Raw genomic sequence first — 19,672 nt, 5'->3', positions numbered from 1 at the left:
ACCTGTTCAATGCATCGTAAAAGCTGGCGCGACGCGATCGCCGCCTATTCCAGTCCTTCGACACTGGTTCTCCTGCTGCTCGGGTTCGCCGCTGGCCTGCCTTATATGCTGGTGTTCTCCACCCTTTCCGTATGGCTGCGCGAAGCCGGCGTAGCGCGGGAAACCATCGGTTTTGCCAGCCTCATCGGTCTGGCCTATGCCTTCAAATGGGTGTGGTCACCGCTGCTCGACCAATGGCGCCTGCCACTGCTCGGCAAGCTTGGCAGACGGCGCTCCTGGCTGGTGCTGTCGCAAATTCTGATCGCCATCGGCCTGGCCGGCATGGCGCTGTGCGACCCCCATACGCATCTGACCTGGCTGATCGCGCTAGCGGTGCTGGTAGCTTTCGCCTCGGCGACTCAGGACATCGCGGTCGATGCCTACCGCCTGGAAATCGTCGACGACTCCCGCCAGGCCGCACTGGCTGCCAGCTACATGGCCGGCTACCGGGTCGCCGCGCTACTGGCAACCGCCGGCGCGCTGTACGTGGCTGAAGGGCTGGGCTCCACCACCCTGCTCTATCAACACGCCGCTTGGGCCGGTACCTATCTGCTGTTCGCCCTGCTGATGCTGCCCGGTTTGCTGACCAGCCTATGGATGAAGGAGCCCGAGGTTTCGCTGAAGACCCAGTTGGCTGCTGCCAAATACGGCTTCAGTCACCAGATCGCCTCGGTGCTGGTGCTGATTGTGTTGCTGGTCTCGGTACCGGCCATGTTCACCCAGCTGTACAACACCGACTTCCCCAGCCTGGTCACCGGCGAAGCCACCCTACTGGATCTGCTCCTTGAAGACCGCGCCTTTCTACGCGCCATCCTCTACACCATCCTCACCGGCCTGTGCCTGTCAACCTTTGGCCGCCGCGGCCTGGCGCCGGTACTGACACCGGTCAACGACTTCATCCTGCGTTACCGCTGGCAGGCCTTTCTACTACTCGGGTTGATCGCGACCTATCGCATGTCCGACACAGTGATGGGCGTAATGGCCAACGTGTTTTACATCGACCAGGGCTTCACCAAGGATCAGATCGCCAGCGTCAGCAAGCTCTTCGGGCTGGTTCTGACCCTGGTCGGCGCCGGTGCCGGTGGCCTGCTGATCGTTCGGTTTGGCATCATGCCGATCCTGTTCATCGGTGGCGTAGCATCGGCGGCGACCAATCTGCTGTTCCTGATGCTGGCGGGCATGGGCGCGGATCTGCAGATGCTGATCTTCACCATCTCCGCCGATAACTTCAGCTCCGGGATGGCCACTGCAGCCTTCGTTGCCTACCTGTCGAGTCTTACCAACCTGAAGTTCTCGGCCACCCAGTACGCCCTGCTCAGCTCGATCATGTTGCTGCTGCCGCGATTGATAGGCGGCTACTCAGGCGTGCTCGTGGAGAAATACGGCTACGCCGACTTCTTCCTGATCACCGCACTGATGGGCATTCCAACCCTGATCCTGATCCTGGTGCAGTGGCACCGCCATGGCGGCCGGCCGATGGCCCCGAGCAGTGAACCGGACAAGCCCGAGGCCTGATTTCGGAGCATGAAAAAGCCGACATTTGTCGGCTTTTTCATTTCTGGTAAAGGCGCTGGTATCAGTCAGCCTTGCCCTGCTGTAGCAGCACCATACGCGGCGGCTGCGCCAGCTCGACGCCTTCGGCACGCAACCGATCACGGACGCTTTCATTGAGCATGAAGGTCACCGGCCAGTAGTCACCAGCCGAAGTCCACATGCGCAGCGACAGGTTGATCGAGGTCTCACCCAGGTTGGAGACCACCACGACCGGCGCCGGATCCTGATGCACGCGCGCATCCTTGGACAGCGCGAGCAGCACCTCACGGGCCATGGACAGGTCGGCGTCGTAATCGAGCTTCACGTCGTACAGTATCTGCCGGGTAGCCTGTCGCGAGTGGTTGGTGATGATGCCGTTGGAGAGGGTGCCGTTGGGAACGATCACCACCTTGTTGTCACCCGTGCGCAGCACCGTATGGAAGATCTGGATGTAGTCGACCGAACCGGAGACGCCCTGGGCCTCGATGAAGTCGCCAGCCTTGAACGGGCGGAACAGCATGATCAGAACACCACCGGCGAAGTTCGCCAGGCTGCCCTGCAGCGCCAAACCAATGGCCAGACCAGCTGCACCGATCACGGCGATGAACGAGGTGGTTTCCACACCGATCATCGAGGCCACGCTGATGACCAGCAGTACCTTCAGCACGATGCTCGCCAGGCTGCCGATAAAGCTGCTCAGGGCACGGTCAACCTTGCGGCCATCCATCAACGCACTGACCTTGGTAGTCACCTTGCTAATCAGCCACCAGCCAATCAGCAAGGTGAAAAGGGCCAGGGTCAGCTTGCCGCTGTACTGCAGCAAAACCGGGATCCAGGCCTGCGACATGACGACCAACTGGTCGACGCTCATATCCATCTGGCACTCCTTCTAGGTCTTGAAACGAAAACGCCATGGCCGCACTGGCCATGGCGTTTGCGAGCGCGTTACAGAATGTGCGACGCCGTCACCGCGCCCGGGTTCAATAATCCTCTAGGCGGCAGGAGGCGCGCGCCTTCAATCGCGGAAGTTGTTGTACTGCAGGGGCATCTCGAAATCCTTGCTGCGCAGGGAGGCAATGCACTCTTGCAGATCATCACGCTTCTTGCCGGTAACCCGCACCTGCTCGCCCTGAATGGCGGCTTGCACCTTGAGCTTCGCATCCTTGATATGAGCGACGATCTTCTTCGCCAGTTCCTTGTCGATACCTTCGCGGAACTCGACTTCCTGCTTGACCACTTTTCCGGATGCATAGGCATCCTTGGTTTCCATGCACTGGCCGTCGATCTTGCGTTTGACCAGACAGGAACGAATAATTTCGAGCATCTGCTCGAGCATGAAATCAGCTTCGGCAGTCAGCGTAACGGCCTTTTCCTTGATCTCGATACTGCACTTACCGCGCAGATCAAAGCGCCGCTCCAGCTCCTTGGCCGCGTTATCCAAAGCGTTGGTAAGTTCGTGTTTGTCCAGCTCCGACACCACGTCGAACGAGGGCATGCAATTGCTCCTGATAAAAGGCGCGATCCTGATGGAGATCTCATTCTCGATCTGCTGCACATAGACCCGGCTACGCTAAGCTCATAGCTGCTGTTTGAGCTGATGATTGCGTCTTGCTGGGCTCCAGTTCGCGAGATCGTGAATTAAGTTTTCCGGAAACCGCGCGGATGGCTTGACGATATAATTGGCGCGATCATTATATCCGCTCTGATACAGACCGCTCGGCGTTGTATTGGTTACTCCCCTTTCTCGACCCGCTTTCTTGCCTGTGAGTACCATCCATGCCCAACCCCCATCTCAGCATCCTGGTGGTGGACGATGCCAAGTTTTCCAGCGCCATCATCGGTCGTGCGCTGACTCAGGCTGGTTACCAGGACGTACGCTTCGCCAGTAGTGCGGCCGAGGCCATCAGCAACCTCGAACAACGCCCGGCGAGTGTGCTATTGGCCGACTGGCTGATGCCGGAAATGGATGGCCTGGAGCTGACGGGTCGTGTGCGTCAGCTCGACGAATCGGCCGAGCACTACACTTACATCATCCTACTGACCGGCAAAGAAGGTGAGAACGTGCTGAACGAGGCGTTCGACCGCGGCGTCGATGACTTCATCAGCAAATCGGCAATGAACGAGCAGCTCTTGCCCCGCGTGTTTGCCGCCGACCGCCTGTGCAACACCCTGCAGCGCCTGCTCCATGAAAACGCCCTGCTGGTACAGAGCATCGCCGGCCTGGAAGAGCGTAACCTGGTAGACCCGCTAACCGGTTTGGGCAACACCCGTTACCTGACACAGAAACTGGCTGACAGCCTGCGCCAGGTGGAATCTCGCGGTGGTGCGCTGTGCTACCTGCTGATTGGTCTGCAGGGCGCCGATGAATTGAGCGCTCGCCATGGCGCGGCCTTCTACAACGAGCTGCTACGCAGCGTGGCGCGCCGCCTGCAACAGTTGGTACGCCCGCTCGACGTACTGGTGAGCCTGGACGACCGCCATTTTGCCCTGATCACCCTGCTCGAGGACTTGCAGGAGTGCTCGCCGAGCAGCTTCAAGCGTCTTCACGAAGGTCTCAACCTCAAGGCTTTCAAGACCAGCGAAGGCTTCATCTCGCTAAAGGCCGGGATTGCCGTAGTCGGGCTGGATAGCAAGGCGATGCCCATGGAACAGCAGCAACTGCTCGACCTCGCCACTCGCCTGCTTCCAGAGGCCCACGCCAGCGGTCGCGTCACCGCCGTACGCCTGCCCCGACCATGACCTGGCACGTGCTCGGCGCAGGCAGCATGGGCAGCCTGTGGGCCGCGCGCCTGTTCCGTGCCGGCGTGCCGGTGCAACTGATCCTGCGCGATGAACAGCGCCTGGCTGCCTATCGCCAAACGGGTGCACTGACCCTGGTCGAGCAGGGCCACGTTAGCCAACACGCCATACCAGCACATAGCGTCAACGACGACACACCCATTCGACACCTGCTCCTGGCATGCAAAGCCTATGACGCAGCGAGCGCGATCGAGTGCGTCGCCCATCGCCTCGCCCCAGGCGCCGAAGTAATCCTGCTGCAAAACGGCCTCGGCAGCCAGGACGAGGTCATCGACCTGTTACCAGGACGGCGCTGCCTGTTCGCCTCAAGTACCGAAGGCGCCTTTCGCGACGGTGACTGGCGCGTGGTGTTCGCCGGCCAGGGGCATACCTGGATCGGCGACCCGACCGATGCCACCCAGCCGGGCTGGTTGAGCGACCTGCAACGCTGTCGCATTCCTCATACCTGGAGCCCCGATATTCTCGCGCGGCTGTGGCGCAAGCTGGCACTCAACTGCGCGATCAACCCGCTGACCGTGCTGCATGGCTGCCGCAACGGCGGGCTCGCCGGCTACCGCGAGGAAGTCGATGGGCTATGCACGGAGTTGACGGTTCTGCTGCAGGGTTGCGGTCAGTCCACAGCGGCTGAAAACCTTCAGGCAGATGTCTGGCGAGTGATCGAGGCCACCGCCGCCAATTACTCGTCCATGTACCAGGATGTCGCCGGGGGCCGGCGCACCGAAGTCAGCTATCTGCTCGGCTACGCCTGCACAGCGGGTGAACGTAACGGGCTGCCACTGCCGCGCCTGAACACCCTGCAGCAACGCCTGCTCGCGTACCTGGATGCCCGCGGATTGCCGCGACAGTAAGTCCATCCCAGAGCCAGCTGACGCTTGCGCGCAACGGTTAACAGGCCCTAACCTGCCCTCTTACCTGCCAATACGACAAAGCCTAATGCGCCTGCGCCACCGCCTGAAGAATCTACCCGTTGGCCGAAAACTACTCGCCGCTTTGCTGGTGCTCTTGGCAGCGGTGCTGGTGGTGGCTAACCTGACCTTCATCAGCGCTGCCTACTGGATTTCCCAGGAGAGCGTCGCCCCCCAGGCGCTGCAGACCCTTAGCCGACTGATCGCCAGCCCCGCCCTGAGCCGCGAAGCATTGAGTTCGCCCCAGGCCGCGGGCGATCTGCTCAAGCGCCTGGATGGCTATGGGCCGCTACGCGCAGCAGTGATCTACGACGCCAACGGTAACAGCCTCGCGCAGTTGCAGCGCGGCGAAAAACTGCAGCTACCCTCACGGGTCGAGGAGCTGGACAGCTGGCGCCTCAGCGAATTTCGCGCCAATCAGTTGGTCGAGCTGCCGCAGGTCGATGCACCAGCGGGCTACCTGCTGCTGGTCGCCTCCAGCGAACTGCCTGGTGCGTTCTACACGGGCACCGTCACCGCCAGCCTGGTGATCCTAGGCTTCAGCCTGGTGCTGTGGCTGCTGGTGGCGCGGCAGATCCGCCGTCTGGTCACCAGCCCGATCAAGCGTCTGGAAGAACTGACCCGTCAGGTCACCCGCGAAGAGAACTATTCGCTGCGGGCGCGGCGCGGCAATCAGGATGAAATCGGCAGCCTGGCCGAAGCCTTCAACACCATGCTGACGCGCATCGAGGCCCGCGAGCAGCAGCTCAAGCGCGCCCGTGACGATTCCGAAGAGGCCTACAACCAGGCCCAGGGCCTGGCCGAGGAAACCCGCCTGTCGAACCGCAAGCTGGAACTCGAGGTGCAGGTACGCAGCAAGATCGAGAAGAAGCTCACCGGCTTCCAGAACTACCTCAACAGCATCATCGACTCCATGCCCTCGGCGCTGATCGCCCTCGACGAACAGCTCTACGTGGCGCAATGGAACCAGGAGGCCAGCGCCCTCTCCGGCACCTCGCTGGACGAGGCGGTGAACCAGCCGGTGTTTCTCGCCTTCCCGCTGCTCAAACCCTACCTGTCCAAGCTCAAGCGCACCGCCGAACAGCACCGGGTGGAGAAGATCGAACGAGTCACCTGGATCCGCGATGACGAGCCACACCATTACGCCCTGACCTTCTACCCGCTGATCGGCAGCATCGGCCGCGGCGTGGTGATCCGCATTGACGACATCACCCAGCGCCTCAACCTCGAAGAGGTCATGGTGCAGTCGGAGAAGATGCTCTCCGTCGGCGGCCTGGCCGCCGGCATGGCCCACGAGATCAACAACCCGCTGGGCGCCATCCTGCACAACGTGCAGAACATCCGTCGGCGCCTGTCCCCCGAGCTGCCACGCAATCAGGAGCAGGCTGAAGTAGCCGGTGTCAGCCTGCCGGCCATCGATCAATACCTGACGGCGCGGGAGATTCCCATGCTGCTCGACGGCATCCAACAGGCCGGTACGCGGGCCTCGAAGATCGTCACCCACATGCTCAGCTTCAGCCGCCTGAGCAACCGTCAGTTGGCGCCCTGCCAGTTGCCGGCACTGATCGACCAGGCCGTGGAGATCGCCAGCAACGACTTCGACCTGACCGAAAGCTTCGACTTCAAGAGCCTGCTGATTCAGCGCGAGTTCGACCCGGTACTGGGGCCGATTCCCGGCATCGGCAATGAGCTGGAACAGGTGCTGCTCAACCTGCTGAAGAACGCCGCCCAGGCCATCCACCTGCGCGACGACGACAGCGTCCCTGGCAAGATCATCCTGCGCACACGCCTGGCACCGCCATGGGCCGAAGTGCAGGTGGAAGACAACGGCGTGGGCATACCGGAGGCCGTGCGCAAGCGCATCTTCGAACCCTTCTTCACCACCAAGGAAGTCGGCCAGGGCACCGGTCTGGGGCTTTCCGTCTCGTACTTCATCGTCACCAACAATCACAAGGGCCAGATGGAAGTGCACTCACGCACCGGCCAGGGCACTTGCTTCACACTGCGCCTGCCCATCGGTATCAGTACCTGAACCCTCGCCACGGAGACCCCATGGGCTATCGACTGTCGAAAATCTACACACGCACCGGCGATGCCGGTGAAACCGGGTTGGCCGACGGACGCCGGGTCGCCAAGGATCATCCACGTATCGAAGCCATCGGCGAAGTGGACACCCTGAACAGTCAGCTCGGCCTGTTGCTGGCCGAGCTGATCGAGCAGCAACCCCGCTACCCGGGTTTCGCCGAGCTGATCGAGGTACTGGCGCCCTGTCAGCATCGCTTGTTCGATCTGGGTGGCGAACTGGCCATGCCGGACTACCAGGCGCTGCAGGCGGTCGAGATCGAACGCCTGGAAGCGGCCATCGACCGCTGGAACGAGGAGGTCGGCCCGCTGACCAACTTCATCCTGCCAGGTGGTTCGCGGCTGATCGCCCAGGCTCACCTGTGCCGCAGCAGCGCACGCGGTGCCGAGCGCCGTTGCGGGCAGCTCAACACCATCGAACCGCTGCGTGGCGAGTTGCTGGCCTACATCAACCGATTGTCAGACCTGCTGTTCGTGGCGGCACGGCTGATCGCCAGGCGTCAGGGCGTCGACGAAGTCCTTTGGCAGGCGGCCACTAAAGCCTGAGGCCGCTCTCGAAACGCCTCGGTTCACCGCTCAACGGATCGGCAAACGACAAGCCGCGGGCCAATAGCTTCAGCGGCCGGCTGTAATCGTCGGGATCACCCTCGCTGCTGCTGACGTCGGGATAGAAGGGATCATTGAGGATGGGCGCACCCAATGCAGCCATATGCACCCGCAGCTGGTGCTTCTTGCCGGTAACCGGCTCGAGGCCGTACAGCCAGCAGTCAGCGCGCCGTTCGAGTACGTCGATGCGCGTGCAGGTATTGGCCTCGCCCGGCGCTTCGCGCATGAGGAAGAACGGCTCGCCCGCCTCGAAGCGGGTCTCGCGCAGTAACGGAAACTGCACCTGCGGCAAAGGCGCCGCCAGCGCCTCGTAACGTTTGTCGATGTTGCGCTCGCGAAACAGCGCCTGGTAGCGCCCACGCGTCTGCGCGTTGGTGGAGAACAGCACCAGCCCGGCGGTGTGCCGGTCGATCCGGTGCAGCGGCACCAAGTCGGCATTGCCGGTGCGTTTGACCAGCCGCGCCAGCAGAGTCTGCTCGACATAGGCACCTGCCGGCATCACCGACAGGAAATGTGGCTTGTCTGCGACCAACAGGTGCTCGTCGATATGCACGATCGCTTCTTCGAACGGAATCTGCGGCTCGGCCGGCACCTCGCGAAAGTAATGCACACGCAAGCCGACCCGGTAAGGATGATCGACAGCGATAGGCACGCCTTCGCCATCCAACACCCGGCCCCGCGCTACACGCTGCAGCCAGATTTCTCGTGAAATCGCCGGAAAGTGCGCGCACAGGCAATCGAGCACGGTCACCCAGGGCCCTGCCGGCAAATGCAGGGTGCTGGGCCGCAGAGTGACTCGCGGGTGATCGGATGCGGACATACAAAGGCTCCGGTCGCGGTTATCAGGGGGCGATCAGGTACAGACAGATCGACAGCGTCACCAGCGACCCCAGGGTCGACAGCAGGATGGTACTCGACACCTGAGTGCCTTCGCGCCGGTAGAACTCGGCCAGCATGAACGGCCCGGTGCCGGTAGGCAGTGCACTGAGCAGCAAGGCCGCATGAGCCCACATCGGTGGCAGGCGAAAGACGTAGACAGCGAGCACCCAGGTGATCAGCGGATGAGCGATCAACTTGATCAGCACCAAACTGGTACCGCGCTCCCTCACCCCGTCATGCCGCTGCGCCAGAAACAGCCCCAACGCGATCAATGCACAGGGCCCGGTAGCGGCAGCGAGCAACTTGAGAAACTGGTGCAGCGGCCCCGGCAGCGGCTGTGCCGTCGCGGCCCATAGCGCGCCGAGCAGCGGCGCCATGACGATGGGGTTCTTGAGCAGCGCGAGCAAGACTTTGCGTACCGCCAGCAGGATGCTCTTTTCGTTCTGCAGGCCGACCTCGATGCACACCACCGCCAGGGCGAACAGCACGCAGATGACGATCAGGCAGGCAATCAGCGCCGGCTCCATGCCTGCTTCGCCGAACACCAGCAGACATAGCGGGATACCCATGTAACCGGTATTCGCGTAGGAAGCGCTCAACCCCTGCACACTGGCATCGGCCAGGCTGCCGGTACGGCGCAGGCGCCACAGCAGCACCACGGCAAAGATGCCCAGGGTGGCGATGCCGTAAGCGAAGATGAAGCCCGGCTGCCAGATCTCTTCCCAGACGACCGTCGCCATGGCCTCGAACAGCAGCGCTGGCAGGCACAGCCAGACCACCATGCGGTTGATCTCGGACGCCGCAGTGGCACCAAGCAGGCCCAGCCGCCGACAGGCGAAGCCGGCAAGGATCAGTGCGAAGACCGGCAGAATGACATTGAAGACCGAGGCCATGGGCCGGAGAACTCTCAGCGAAAACGGAAAGACGTACTGCCGCCCAAAGCAGGCAGCAGATAGTGGTTATTGCTCAGGCCAGAAAGCGCGAATCCCGGCGACGCCCTGCGCGCCGGCCTGCCAGGCCTGCTCGCTGTGCTGCGGGCCGACACCACCGAGCAGATAGCAGGGCTGGTTGAAACGCTGCAAAAGTTCGGTAGCCTGCGTCCAGCCCAAGGGCTGTGCATCAGGGTGACTTTGGGTGGCCTGCAGCGGCGACAAGGTAACGAAGTCAGCGCCGATCTGTGTTGCCAATTGCAGCTCTTCAGCACTGTGGCACGAGGCTGCCAGCCAGCGATTCGCCGCCAACGGACGGCCCTTGGCAGCATACTTGCGCAGTTGCTCAGCCGTCAGATGCCAGCCCGCAGCGGGGAAATCCCCGAGCCACTCCAGCGGCCCCTTGAGCATCAATTGCGCCTTGCCGGCGCACATGCCTTGGATATCCACGGCGAGATCGCGGTACTGGGCATCGAACATCGCCGGCGCTCGTAGCTGGATCAAACGGGCACCGCGCCCGATGGCTGCACGAACGCCGCCCAGCAGCTCAGCGCGATCCAGATCATCCGGGGTAATCAGATACTGCTCGGGCAAGCGCGCCGCGGCGATGATCGGGCGGTTGGCCTCAGGGAAGTCATACTCACCCAATTGCCGCGCACTCACCCAGGCCAGCGGCTGGCCTTCGGCACCGTGGGGCTCGCCACTGAAACGGCTGACCTCCCAGACGTCGAGCAGCACGTGCTTGTCGGCATAGTCGTGGCGCACCTGGATCAGTGGTCGCGCAGTTTCCGGGCGGATCCCCAGCTCCTCCTGCAGCTCGCGGGACAACGCAGCCAGCACAGCCTCGCCCTCCTCGACCTTGCCACCCGGAAATTCCCAGAGCCCGCCCTGATGCTTGTCGTCGGGACGCCTGGCGATGAGGATGCGACCATCCTCACCACGAATCACCGCTGCCGCTACATGCACGCGCTTCACGTTCACTCCTTCAAGGCTGCCTGCAACCAGCGCTGGAACGCCGGCCACTGAAAAATGGTTTCCACATAGGCCGCGGCATCTTCTGGCAGTTGCACGGCATAGCTGCGCAGGCGGCTGGCCACCGGTGCGAAATAGGCGTCGGCAATGCTCAGCTCACCGAACAGATACGGGCCACTCTGGCCAAAACGCTGACGACAGGACGCCCACAAGGTGATGATGCGCTGGATATCGTGCTGCACGTCATCGGCAATGCTGGCCAGTGGCGTACTGCGCTGCATGTCCATGGGCATATGACTGCGCAATGCGCCGAAACCACTGTGCATTTCCGCACAGGCGGAACGCGCCATGGCGCGAGCCGCTACATCACGCGGCCACATCTCAGCCTCGGGAAAGCGCTCGGCCAGGTACTCGGCGATGGCCAGTGAATCCCAGATCACCCCGGCGTCGTCGGTCTTGAGCACCGGCACCTTGGCGGTCGGCGAGTGGGCCAGCAGACGCGCGTGGGTATCGGCACGGAACAGCGGCACCAGGGTTTCCTGATAGTCCGCGCCGCTGAGTTCAGCCAGCAACCAGCCACGTAGCGACCAGGACGAGTAGTTCTTGTTGCCTATCAGCAATTGCAGCGGCATATGCGCTCTCCGGCGGTCAGAAGAATCAGAGCGACAGCTTCGCCGCTACCTGCCGTGAAGGCAAATTCCGCTCACTCATGGGGTCATGCGCGAGCGGAATAGACGTCAGCTACGAGCGTCAGGCCGCACGTAGACGCGGATCAACGTGCCGCCCGCAACGGGCGGCTGCCATACCTCAGGTACGGTATTCGGCGTTGATCTTCACGTACTCATGCGACAGATCGGTAGTCCAGATCGTCTCGCTGCAGGTGCCACGGCCCAGCTCGATGCGGATGGTTATTTCCTCTTCGGCCATCACCGCCGAGCCCTGCTCTTCGGTGTAGCTGCTGGCCCGGCACCCCTTGCTGGCGATGCACACGTCACCGAGGAACACGTCGATCTTGCTGACGTCGAGCTGTGCCACACCGGCACGGCCGACGGCCGCGAGGATGCGCCCCCAGTTGGGATCGGAAGCGAACAGCGCGGTCTTGATCAGCGGCGAATGGGCCACCGCATAGCCGACATCCAGGCACTCCTGATGAGTCGCCCCGCCGTTGACCTGCACGGTGACGAACTTGGTCGCGCCTTCACCATCACGCACGATGGCCTGGGCCACGTCCATGCACACCTCGAACACTGCCTGCTTGAGCGCCGCGAACAGCGCCCCGCTGGCCTGGGTGATTTCCGGCAGCGCCGCCTGGCCAGTAGCGATCAGCATGCAGCAGTCGTTGGTGGAGGTGTCGCCGTCGATGGTGATGCGATTGAACGACTTGTTCGCCGCATCGCGCAGCAGATCCTGCAGCACGCCTTGGGCGACCTTGGCGTCCGTGGCGATGTAGCCGAGCATGGTGGCCATGTTCGGCTTGATCATGCCGGCGCCCTTGCTGATACCGGTGACGGTGACCGTCACGCCTTCATGGCTGAACTGGCGGCTGGCACCCTTGGGCAGGGTGTCGGTGGTCATGATGCCGGTAGCGGCTTCTGCCCAGTTGTTCACCGAGAGGTTGTCCAGCGCGGCCTGTAGCGCGCCCTCGATCTTTTCCACCGGCAGCGGCTCACCGATCACCCCGGTGGAGAACGGCAGCACTTCGCTTTCGTCCACACCGGCCAGACTGGCCAGGCTGGCGCAGGTACGCATAGCGTTCTGCAGGCCCGGCTCACCGGTGCCGGCATTAGCATTACCGGTATTGGTGAGCAGGTAGCGGACACTGCCAGAGGCACGCTTCTTGGCCAGGATCACCGGCGCCGCGCAGAACGCGTTGAGAGTGAACACACCCGCCACACTGCTGCCCTCGGCACAGCGCATCACCACCACATCCTTGCGCCCCGGGCGCTTGATGCCGGCGGAGGCGATGCCCAGTTCGAAACCTGGAACCGGGTGCAGGGTAGACAGCGGGCCAAGACCAACAGCCATAGGGAAGCTCCTCGAATTAGGTGGAATTGCACAGCATGTACGATGCGAAAACGCCGCGAAGGGATTAACCCTTCGCGGCGTTCGGACGTTTCACGGCATTGCGTTGATCAGTTGACCTGACCGTGGCAGTGCTTGTACTTCTTGCCGGAACCGCACGGGCAGAGCTCGTTGCGACCGATTTTCTGCTCGGCACGCACCGGGGCAGTGGCAACGGCGACATCGCCACCGTCCTGCGCTTCGGCTTCAGGCTCTTCGAGCGCGGAAACTTCGTCGTGCTGGAACTGCATGCGCTGGGCCAGGGCTTCGGCATCGCGACGCAGACGGGCTTCCTCTTCGACCGGATCTTCGCGCCGAACCTGCACGTGCGAAAGCACACGGATGGCATCGCGCTTGATCGAATCGAGCAGTTCCTGGAACAGGGTGAAGGACTCGCGCTTGTATTCCTGCTTCGGGTTCTTCTGGGCGTAGCCACGCAGATGGATACCGTGACGCAGGTGATCCATGGTCGACAGGTGGTCTTTCCACAGGTCATCAAGCACACGCAGCAGAATCTGTTTCTCGAAGGTACGCAGAGCCTCGGCGCTGGCCTGGGTTTCCTTCTCGTTGTAAGCCTCGATCAGCTCCTTGAGAATGCGCTCACGCAGGGTGTCCTCGTACAACTTGTCGTCTTCGTCGAGCCACTGCTGGATCGGCAGACGCAGATTGAAGCCAGCGTACAGCGCCTCTTCCAGGCCTGGGATGTCCCATTGTTCTGGCAGCGACTGCGGTGGCATGTGCGCGTTAACGGTGTTGTCCAACACCTCCCTACGGAAATCCTCGATGGTCTCGCCCACGTTGTCGGCGGTCAGCAAGGTATTGCGCATGTGGTAGATCACCTTGCGCTGCTCGTTCGCCACGTCATCAAACTCGAGCAGTTGCTTACGCATGTCGAAGTTGCGGCCTTCGACCTTGCGCTGCGCCTTCTCGATGGCATTGGAGACCATGCGATGCTCGATAGCCTCGCCAGCCTGCATGCCCAGCGCCTTCATGAAGTTCTTCACACGATCAGAGGCGAAGATGCGCATCAGGCTGTCTTCCAGCGACAGGTAGAAGCGGCTGGAGCCGGCGTCACCCTGGCGACCGGCACGGCCACGCAGCTGGTTGTCGATACGGCGCGACTCGTGACGCTCGGAAGCGATCACGTGCAGGCCACCCGACTCCAGCACCTGCTGGTGACGTTTCTGCCAGTCAGCCTTGATTTGAGCGATCTGCTCGGCGGTAGCATTTTCCAGCGCCGCGACTTCCACTTCCCAGTTGCCGCCCAACAGGATATCGGTACCACGACCGGCCATGTTGGTAGCGATGGTCAGCGCGCCTGGGCGACCGGCCTGCGCGATAATCTCGGCTTCCTTCTCATGAAACTTGGCGTTGAGTACTTTGTGCTCGATGCCTTCCTGCTCCAGCAATCGCGACATGTACTCGGACGTTTCGATGGTCGCAGTGCCAACCAGAATCGGCCGGCCCTGAACCTGGCATTCTTTGATGTCGTTGATGATCGCCGCGTACTTCTCTTCCTGCGTCAGATAGACCAGGTCATTGAAGTCCTTACGAGAAACCGGCTTGTTGGTCGGAATCACCATCACGTCCAGACCGTAGATCTGGTGGAATTCGAAAGCTTCGGTGTCAGCGGTACCGGTCATCCCGGATAGCTTGTTGTACAGGCGGAAATAGTTCTGGAAGGTGGTAGAGGCCAGGGTCTGGCTCTCGGCCTGAATATTCACGCCTTCCTTCGCTTCGATGGCCTGGTGAAGACCTTCGGACAAACGACGACCCTGCATGGTACGACCAGTGTGCTCATCGATCAGGATGATCTGACCGTTCTGCACGATGTACTCGACGTTGCGCTGGAACAGGGTGTGAGCGCGCAGACCGGCATACACGTGAGTCAGCAGACCGAGGTTGTGAGCCGAATAGAGGCTCTCGCCCTCGGCCAGCAAACCTGCCTGGGTCAGCATGTCTTCGATGACTTGGTGGCCTTCCTCGTTGAGTTCGACCTGGCGGCTCTTCTCGTCGACCTTGTAATGGCCTTCCTGAGTGACCACGCCCTCTTCTTCCTCGATGTGCAGCTTGAGGCGAGGAATCAGCTTGTTGATCTCGGTGTACATCTTGGAGCTGTCTTCGGCCTGGCCGGAGATGATCAACGGCGTACGCGCTTCGTCGATGAGGATCGAGTCAACTTCGTCGATCACGGCGAAATTCAGCTCGCGCTGGAATTTCTCTTCCACGCTGAACGCCATGTTGTCGCGCAGGTAATCGAAACCGAATTCGTTGTTGGTGCCGTAAGTGATATCGGCGGCGTAGGCGGCGCGCTTCTCGTCCGGCGGCATGAACGGGGTGACGATGCCGACCGACAGGCCGAGGAATTCGTACAGCGGACGCATCCAGTTGGCGTCACGACGGGCCAGGTAGTCGTTGACCGTGACCACGTGCACGCCTTTGCCTTCCAGAGCGTTGAGATAGACGGCTAGGGTGCCGACCAGGGTCTTGCCCTCACCGGTACGCATCTCGGCGATCTTGCCTTCGTGCAGAGTCATGCCGCCGATCAACTGAACGTCGAAGTGGCGCATCCCCATCACACGCTTGCCGGCCTCGCGGGCAACGGCGAAAGCTTCGGACAACAGTTGATCCAGGGTTTCGCCTTTGGCCAGGCGGGCCTTGAATTCTTCGGTTTTGGCGCACAGTTGCTCATCGGAGAGAGCGAGCATCTGCTCCTCGAATGCATTGACGGCCTGAACCGCCTTGAGCAGGCGCTTGACCTCACGCTCGTTCTTGCTTCCAAAGAGTTTTTTCAACAAAGGCGCAAACATATCGACAGGATCTTCCACGCTATGGATGGAGGGCGGCCCCGTGAGTCGCCCATGCAGCCCTTATGGCTGCGTGAGAAGGGGGCATTCTACCCGGAAACGGAATTGAGGAAAGCGGCGTTATTGGCACAGAGCCATCGGCGATGCATGAGACGGCCAGCGTCCGTGTGCGTCATTCGCCGTCGCTGACTCGCGCAATGTAATTGTGCGGATTGACCAATTGCCCGTTACGGCTGACTTCGAAGTGAACGTGATTACCGGTCGAGCGCCCGGTACTGCCCACCGTTGCGATGGCCTGACCACGCTGAACCAGATCACCGACCTGCACACGATTGCTGCGGTTGTGCGCATACAGGGTGACATAGCCATCGGCATGGCTAATTTCCACGGTGTTGCCATAGCCGTTACGGCGTCCAGCGAAGGTCACCACGCCAGCGCCGACGGCAACCACATCACTGCCAGCCTTGGCAGCGAAATCCACGCCTTTGTGTACGCTGGCACGGCCAGTCAGCGGGTCAACACGGCGACCGAAAGGTGACGACACATAACCCTGCAATACCGGATGCCCGGATAGCATCACGGCTTCGTCAATGCGCCGATCAGCCAACAGTTGCTCCAGCACTTCGAGCTGCCGCTCGCGGCTGTCCATGCGCATTGCCAGTTCATCCAGAGAACTCATGAACGGTGGCGGTGCGTAGGCAGCGCCACCGATGGGCTCTTCAGGCCCACCCTGACCGACGCCGAGGGAGAAATCGAACTCGCTGGCGTCCAGCTCGGCCAGCTCGGTAAGGCGTTCACCGAGGGCATCGAGACGAGTCAGCCGGGCTTGCAGCTCGGCGACGTGGGCGGCGAACGCGTCCAGTTGACGCTGCGCATCAATACGCACCGCGCCCACTTCGTCACGCTGGGCATCAAGTGCTTGAGTGATTTCGACGCTTTCCGGCAGCCCTGTCGGCTTCGGTGCCAGCCAGGCGCCGACAGCGGCACCTCCGCCAACCGCCAACGCGATCAACAGCGCCAGGCCGATCGCCAGCCAACGCAGATCGAGGCTGAGCGAACGCGCCGCGCCGTGGCGTCGACTGAGAAAAATGATGTGCATGACATCCCCATGTAAAAAAGTGGAACCCAAGCGCTCAGCAAGGTTCTGCTAACATGACGGCCCACAAAGTTGCAGGCGCTCCGCCATGAGTTTTCGTCCCTTGCCGGCCAAGGCTCCCGTTGCACTGATGCGCGAGGCGAAACCCCTGAAAGCCCTGTTCAATCAGGCCCAGCGGATTGATCACCTGCAGCAGTTGCTGGAAAGCCAGCTACAACCAGCCGCCCGGGAACATTGCCACGTGGCGTCCTGGCGAGAAGGCTGTCTGCTTTTAATCGTCACCGACGGCCACTGGGCCACCCGGTTGCGTTATCAACAGCGACGCCTGCAAAGGCAGTTGCAGGCGCTCGAAACGTTCGCGACCTTAACGAAAATACTCTTCAAGGTGCAACCTCCTACCGCCGAAAGGCGTGAGCCCACTCAACCCTTCGAGCTCTCAGACAGCGCCGCCGATAACATTCAGGAAACCGCTGCGGGCGTCACCGACCCTCGCCTGCGAGAAGCCCTGGAGCGCCTTGCCAATCACCGCCGACGCAGCGATTCGTAAAGCTCATCAAGCTGTTAGCGCTGTAGTTTGCAATAGCCAGAAAAATGTCACTCCTATAAAACGGATAGCCGTTGCAGCTCTGAATGCTGCGAGCCGAACCTGCGTGCGCAATAGAAATACGGGCATAAAAAAGGCCACCCGAGGGTGGCCTTAAAGATAAAGCAAGGAGAGTCTCTTACATTGCCGCAGCTGGGCGCATGTAAGAAATCGGTGCAGCCTCGGCGTCTTCGAAAGTCACCACTTCCCAAGCGTCCGGCTGTGCGATCAAGGCGCGCAGCAGGCGATTGTTCAAGCCATGGCCCGATTTGTAGCCGCGGAACTCACCGATCAAACTGTTACCGAGCAGATAGAGGTCACCAATCGCGTCGAGAATCTTGTGCCTGACGAATTCGTCCTCGTAACGCAGGCCGTCTTCGTTGAGCACACCGAACTCGTCCACCACGATGGCGTTGTCCACGCTACCGCCGCGTGCCAGGTTGTGCGAACGCAGGAATTCGATATCACGCATGAAACCGAACGTGCGAGCGCGACTGACTTCCTTGACGAACGAGGTGCTGGAAAAATCCACACTCGCCGTCTTGGTACGGTCGTGGAACACCGGGTGGTCGAAATCGATCTCGAAGCTCACCTTGAAGCCTTCGAACGGAACGAAAGTGGCGCGTTTGTCGCCTTCCGTCACGGTCACTTCACGGATGATACGGATGAACTTCTTAGGGGCGTCCTGCTCTTGCAGACCGGCCGACTGAATCAGGAAAACAAAGGGCCCGGCACTGCCATCCATGATCGGCACTTCACATGCAGAGAGCTCGACGTAGGCGTTATCGATACCCAGGCCAGCCATGGCCGAAAGCAGGTGCTCTACCGTATCCACCTTGACATCACCGTTGACCAGCGTGGTCGACATCGTGGTTTCACCGACGTTCAGGGCGTAACCGACAACCTCTACTACGGGGTTGAGGTCGGTACGACGGAACACGATGCCGGTATCCACCGGAGCCGGCTTCAGGGTCAGGTAAACCTTCTCCCCGGAGTGCAGGCCGATACCCGTGGCGCGGATGATGTTCTTCAGGGTGCGTTGTCTGATCATGGCTCTGGCCGCTATAGCGCTAAGTGCGAATTGTTTTCAACAAAGGCTGGCGATGATAGCAGAACCGACCTTTGCTGAACACCAATCACCCTTATGCTCCTGATAGATTTCATCAATCCGCCTGACGACGCAGAAATGCCGGAATGTCCAGATAATCCAGATCATCCTGCGGATTCAGCTTCGCCGCAGTAGCTGCACTACCATGGCTCTGACGCTGTACGGTCGGGCGCTCGTAATCCTTGTAATTAACGTTCTGCTCACCACGAATCGGGGCAGCTACGGGCGCAGCGGACTGAGCAGCAGCGACCTGAACGGTATTGTCGATGACCTTGACCGGTTTCTCGATGCGCGCCCCCAGACCAGTGGCAACTACGGTCACGTGCAGCTCGTCGCGCATGTCCGGATCAATCACGGTGCCGACCTTGACGGTGGCGTGCTCGGAAGCGAATTGTTCAATGATGTTACCCACGTCGGAGTACTCACCCAGGGACAGATCGGGCCCTGCGGTGATGTTCACCAAGATACCGCGAGCGCCCTGCAGGTTGACGTCTTCGAGCAACGGGTTGCGAATCGCCGCTTCGGTGGCCTCACGAGCACGGTTAGGGCCGCTGGCGCAGCCAGTGCCCATCATCGCCATACCCATTTCGCTCATCACGGTTTTCACGTCGGCGAAATCGACGTTGATCATGCCCGGACGCTTGATGATGTCGGAGATGCCACGTACGGCACCGGACAGCACGTCATCGGCCTTGGAGAAGGCGGACAGCAGGCTGGCGTCTTTACCGAGGATGGTCAGCAATTTCTCGTTGGGGATGGTGATCAGCGAATCGACGCTTTCCTGCAGCAAGCGAATGCCTTCGTCAGCGATCTGCATACGCTTGCGACCTTCGAACGGGAACGGACGGGTCACCACAGCAACGGTGAGGATGCCCATTTCCTTGGCCACTTCGGCGATCACTGGCGCAGCACCGGTACCGGTACCACCCCCCATGCCCGTGGTGATGAAAACCATGTCGCAGCCCTGCAGTACTTCGGCGATGCGCTCACGGTCTTCCATAGCCGCCTGACGGCCGACTTCCGGGTTGGCGCCAGCGCCCAGGCCTTTGGTCACGCCAGTACCCAGCTGCAGGATGGTGCGTGCACCGATGTTCTTCAGTGCCTGAGCATCGGTGTTGGCGCAGATGAATTCGACGCCTTCGATGTTGCTCTTGGCCATGTGATTGACGGCGTTGCCACCACCACCACCGACACCGATAACCTTGATGACCGCGCTTTGCGGAAGGTTGTCTACGAGTTCAAACATGGTCTCTCTCCTGTATTTTCTAGTTTT

The 19,672-nt window shown here is 61.2% G+C and carries 16 protein-coding genes and 1 pseudogene; 6 read left to right on the top strand and 11 right to left on the bottom strand.

The annotated features are described in order from the left end of the window. Window positions 1-9: 9 nt before the first annotated feature. Window positions 10-1,554, top strand: a complete 1,545-nt coding sequence (locus ACZ0AI_RS22470; protein ID WP_463563753.1) for an AmpG family muropeptide MFS transporter — start codon at window positions 10-12, stop codon at window positions 1,552-1,554. A gap of 61 nt (window positions 1,555-1,615) precedes the next feature. On the opposite strand, the gene ACZ0AI_RS22465 is transcribed toward ACZ0AI_RS22470, so the two are convergent. After that, complete coding sequence (locus ACZ0AI_RS22465; RefSeq protein WP_463563752.1) at window positions 1,616-2,449, bottom strand: mechanosensitive ion channel family protein; 834 nt, start codon at window positions 2,447-2,449, stop codon at window positions 1,616-1,618. A gap of 138 nt (window positions 2,450-2,587) precedes the next feature. Then, window positions 2,588-3,067 (bottom strand): YajQ family cyclic di-GMP-binding protein, encoded by a 480-nt coding sequence (locus ACZ0AI_RS22460; protein WP_463563751.1) that lies wholly within the window; start codon window positions 3,065-3,067, stop codon window positions 2,588-2,590. Between the two features lie 275 nt (window positions 3,068-3,342). On the opposite strand from ACZ0AI_RS22460, the pseudogene ACZ0AI_RS22455 reads away from it, so the two are divergent. From ACZ0AI_RS22455 to ACZ0AI_RS22440, 4 genes and pseudogenes are all read left to right on the top strand, one after another. Continuing rightward, a pseudogene (locus ACZ0AI_RS22455) lies at window positions 3,343-4,311 on the top strand (GGDEF domain-containing response regulator); the annotation flags it as partial. Next, window positions 4,308-5,219, top strand: a complete 912-nt coding sequence (locus tag ACZ0AI_RS22450) for a putative 2-dehydropantoate 2-reductase (protein WP_463563750.1) — start codon at window positions 4,308-4,310, stop codon at window positions 5,217-5,219. The pseudogene ACZ0AI_RS22455 and the gene ACZ0AI_RS22450, both read left to right, overlap by 4 nt. 85 nt (window positions 5,220-5,304) lie before the next feature. Beyond that, window positions 5,305-7,308 carry a sensor histidine kinase gene (locus tag ACZ0AI_RS22445; RefSeq protein ID WP_463563749.1) on the top strand — a complete coding sequence of 668 codons (2,004 nt, stop codon included), beginning with the start codon at window positions 5,305-5,307 and terminating at the stop codon, window positions 7,306-7,308. Between the two features lie 20 nt (window positions 7,309-7,328). Further along, the gene (locus tag ACZ0AI_RS22440; protein ID WP_463563748.1) at window positions 7,329-7,904 is read left to right on the top strand and encodes a cob(I)yrinic acid a,c-diamide adenosyltransferase; all 576 of its coding nucleotides are present in this window, start codon (window positions 7,329-7,331) and stop codon (window positions 7,902-7,904) included. On the opposite strand, the gene ACZ0AI_RS22435 is transcribed toward ACZ0AI_RS22440, so the two are convergent. The 7 genes from ACZ0AI_RS22435 to ACZ0AI_RS22405 all read right to left on the bottom strand — a co-directional run bounded on the left by ACZ0AI_RS22435 (window position 7,894) and on the right by ACZ0AI_RS22405 (window position 16,711). After that, a complete protein-coding gene (locus ACZ0AI_RS22435; protein WP_463563747.1) occupies window positions 7,894-8,784 on the bottom strand; it encodes an RluA family pseudouridine synthase in 891 nt (296 codons plus the stop codon). The genes ACZ0AI_RS22440 and ACZ0AI_RS22435 overlap by 11 nt on opposite strands. A gap of 22 nt (window positions 8,785-8,806) precedes the next feature. Continuing rightward, window positions 8,807-9,736 (bottom strand): AEC family transporter, encoded by a 930-nt coding sequence (locus tag ACZ0AI_RS22430; RefSeq protein ID WP_463563746.1) that lies wholly within the window; start codon window positions 9,734-9,736, stop codon window positions 8,807-8,809. Window positions 9,737-9,802: 66 nt separating this feature from the next. Beyond that, the gene (locus ACZ0AI_RS22425; RefSeq protein ID WP_463563745.1) at window positions 9,803-10,747 is read right to left on the bottom strand and encodes a Nudix family hydrolase; all 945 of its coding nucleotides are present in this window, start codon (window positions 10,745-10,747) and stop codon (window positions 9,803-9,805) included. A gap of 2 nt (window positions 10,748-10,749) precedes the next feature. Continuing rightward, on the bottom strand, window positions 10,750-11,376 hold the full coding sequence (locus tag ACZ0AI_RS22420) for a glutathione S-transferase family protein (protein ID WP_463563744.1): 627 nt from the start codon (window positions 11,374-11,376) through the stop codon (window positions 10,750-10,752). A gap of 175 nt (window positions 11,377-11,551) precedes the next feature. Then, complete coding sequence (argJ, locus tag ACZ0AI_RS22415; RefSeq protein WP_463563743.1) at window positions 11,552-12,769, bottom strand: bifunctional glutamate N-acetyltransferase/amino-acid acetyltransferase ArgJ; 1,218 nt, start codon at window positions 12,767-12,769, stop codon at window positions 11,552-11,554. A 107-nt stretch (window positions 12,770-12,876) separates the two neighbouring features. After that, window positions 12,877-15,615 (bottom strand): preprotein translocase subunit SecA, encoded by a 2,739-nt coding sequence (gene secA / locus ACZ0AI_RS22410; RefSeq protein WP_463563742.1) that lies wholly within the window; start codon window positions 15,613-15,615, stop codon window positions 12,877-12,879. A gap of 169 nt (window positions 15,616-15,784) precedes the next feature. Continuing rightward, window positions 15,785-16,711 (bottom strand): M23 family metallopeptidase, encoded by a 927-nt coding sequence (locus tag ACZ0AI_RS22405; RefSeq protein WP_463563741.1) that lies wholly within the window; start codon window positions 16,709-16,711, stop codon window positions 15,785-15,787. An 85-nt stretch (window positions 16,712-16,796) separates the two neighbouring features. Here ACZ0AI_RS22405 and ACZ0AI_RS22400 point away from each other — a divergent pair, with 85 nt between their 5' ends. Next, window positions 16,797-17,255: a DciA family protein gene (locus tag ACZ0AI_RS22400; protein ID WP_463563740.1), complete on the top strand. Its 459-nt coding sequence runs from the start codon at window positions 16,797-16,799 to the stop codon at window positions 17,253-17,255. A gap of 175 nt (window positions 17,256-17,430) precedes the next feature. Here the strand turns inward: ACZ0AI_RS22400 and lpxC are convergent, their stop codons facing one another. Further along, on the bottom strand, window positions 17,431-18,342 hold the full coding sequence (gene lpxC, locus ACZ0AI_RS22395) for a UDP-3-O-acyl-N-acetylglucosamine deacetylase (RefSeq protein WP_463563739.1): 912 nt from the start codon (window positions 18,340-18,342) through the stop codon (window positions 17,431-17,433). A 112-nt stretch (window positions 18,343-18,454) separates the two neighbouring features. Beyond that, window positions 18,455-19,645: a cell division protein FtsZ gene (gene ftsZ, locus ACZ0AI_RS22390; protein WP_463563738.1), complete on the bottom strand. Its 1,191-nt coding sequence runs from the start codon at window positions 19,643-19,645 to the stop codon at window positions 18,455-18,457. Window positions 19,646-19,672: the final 27 nt, after the last annotated feature.

The sequence above is a fragment of the Pseudomonas sp. AC355 genome (genome assembly GCF_979258205.1).
Note: the sequence above shows the minus strand (reverse complement) of the source record. Positions and strands in the feature narration are given on the sequence as shown.

Coding starts and splice junctions, on each gene's coding strand:
- ACZ0AI_RS22470 (WP_463563753.1), top strand. CDS start 10: ATGCATCGTAAAAGCTGGCGCGACGCGATCGCCGCCTATTCCAGTCCT.
- ACZ0AI_RS22450 (WP_463563750.1), top strand. CDS start 4,308: ATGACCTGGCACGTGCTCGGCGCAGGCAGCATGGGCAGCCTGTGGGCC.
- ACZ0AI_RS22420 (WP_463563744.1), bottom strand. CDS start 11,376: ATGCCGCTGCAATTGCTGATAGGCAACAAGAACTACTCGTCCTGGTCG.
- lpxC (WP_463563739.1), bottom strand. CDS start 18,342: ATGATCAGACAACGCACCCTGAAGAACATCATCCGCGCCACGGGTATC.
- ACZ0AI_RS22445 (WP_463563749.1), top strand. CDS start 5,305: ATGCGCCTGCGCCACCGCCTGAAGAATCTACCCGTTGGCCGAAAACTA.
- ACZ0AI_RS22405 (WP_463563741.1), bottom strand. CDS start 16,711: ATGCACATCATTTTTCTCAGTCGACGCCACGGCGCGGCGCGTTCGCTC.
- argJ (WP_463563743.1), bottom strand. CDS start 12,769: ATGGCTGTTGGTCTTGGCCCGCTGTCTACCCTGCACCCGGTTCCAGGT.
- ACZ0AI_RS22430 (WP_463563746.1), bottom strand. CDS start 9,736: ATGGCCTCGGTCTTCAATGTCATTCTGCCGGTCTTCGCACTGATCCTT.
- ACZ0AI_RS22400 (WP_463563740.1), top strand. CDS start 16,797: ATGAGTTTTCGTCCCTTGCCGGCCAAGGCTCCCGTTGCACTGATGCGC.
- ACZ0AI_RS22465 (WP_463563752.1), bottom strand. CDS start 2,449: ATGGATATGAGCGTCGACCAGTTGGTCGTCATGTCGCAGGCCTGGATC.
- ACZ0AI_RS22440 (WP_463563748.1), top strand. CDS start 7,329: ATGGGCTATCGACTGTCGAAAATCTACACACGCACCGGCGATGCCGGT.
- ftsZ (WP_463563738.1), bottom strand. CDS start 19,645: ATGTTTGAACTCGTAGACAACCTTCCGCAAAGCGCGGTCATCAAGGTT.
- secA (WP_463563742.1), bottom strand. CDS start 15,615: ATGTTTGCGCCTTTGTTGAAAAAACTCTTTGGAAGCAAGAACGAGCGT.
- ACZ0AI_RS22460 (WP_463563751.1), bottom strand. CDS start 3,067: ATGCCCTCGTTCGACGTGGTGTCGGAGCTGGACAAACACGAACTTACC.
- ACZ0AI_RS22435 (WP_463563747.1), bottom strand. CDS start 8,784: ATGTCCGCATCCGATCACCCGCGAGTCACTCTGCGGCCCAGCACCCTG.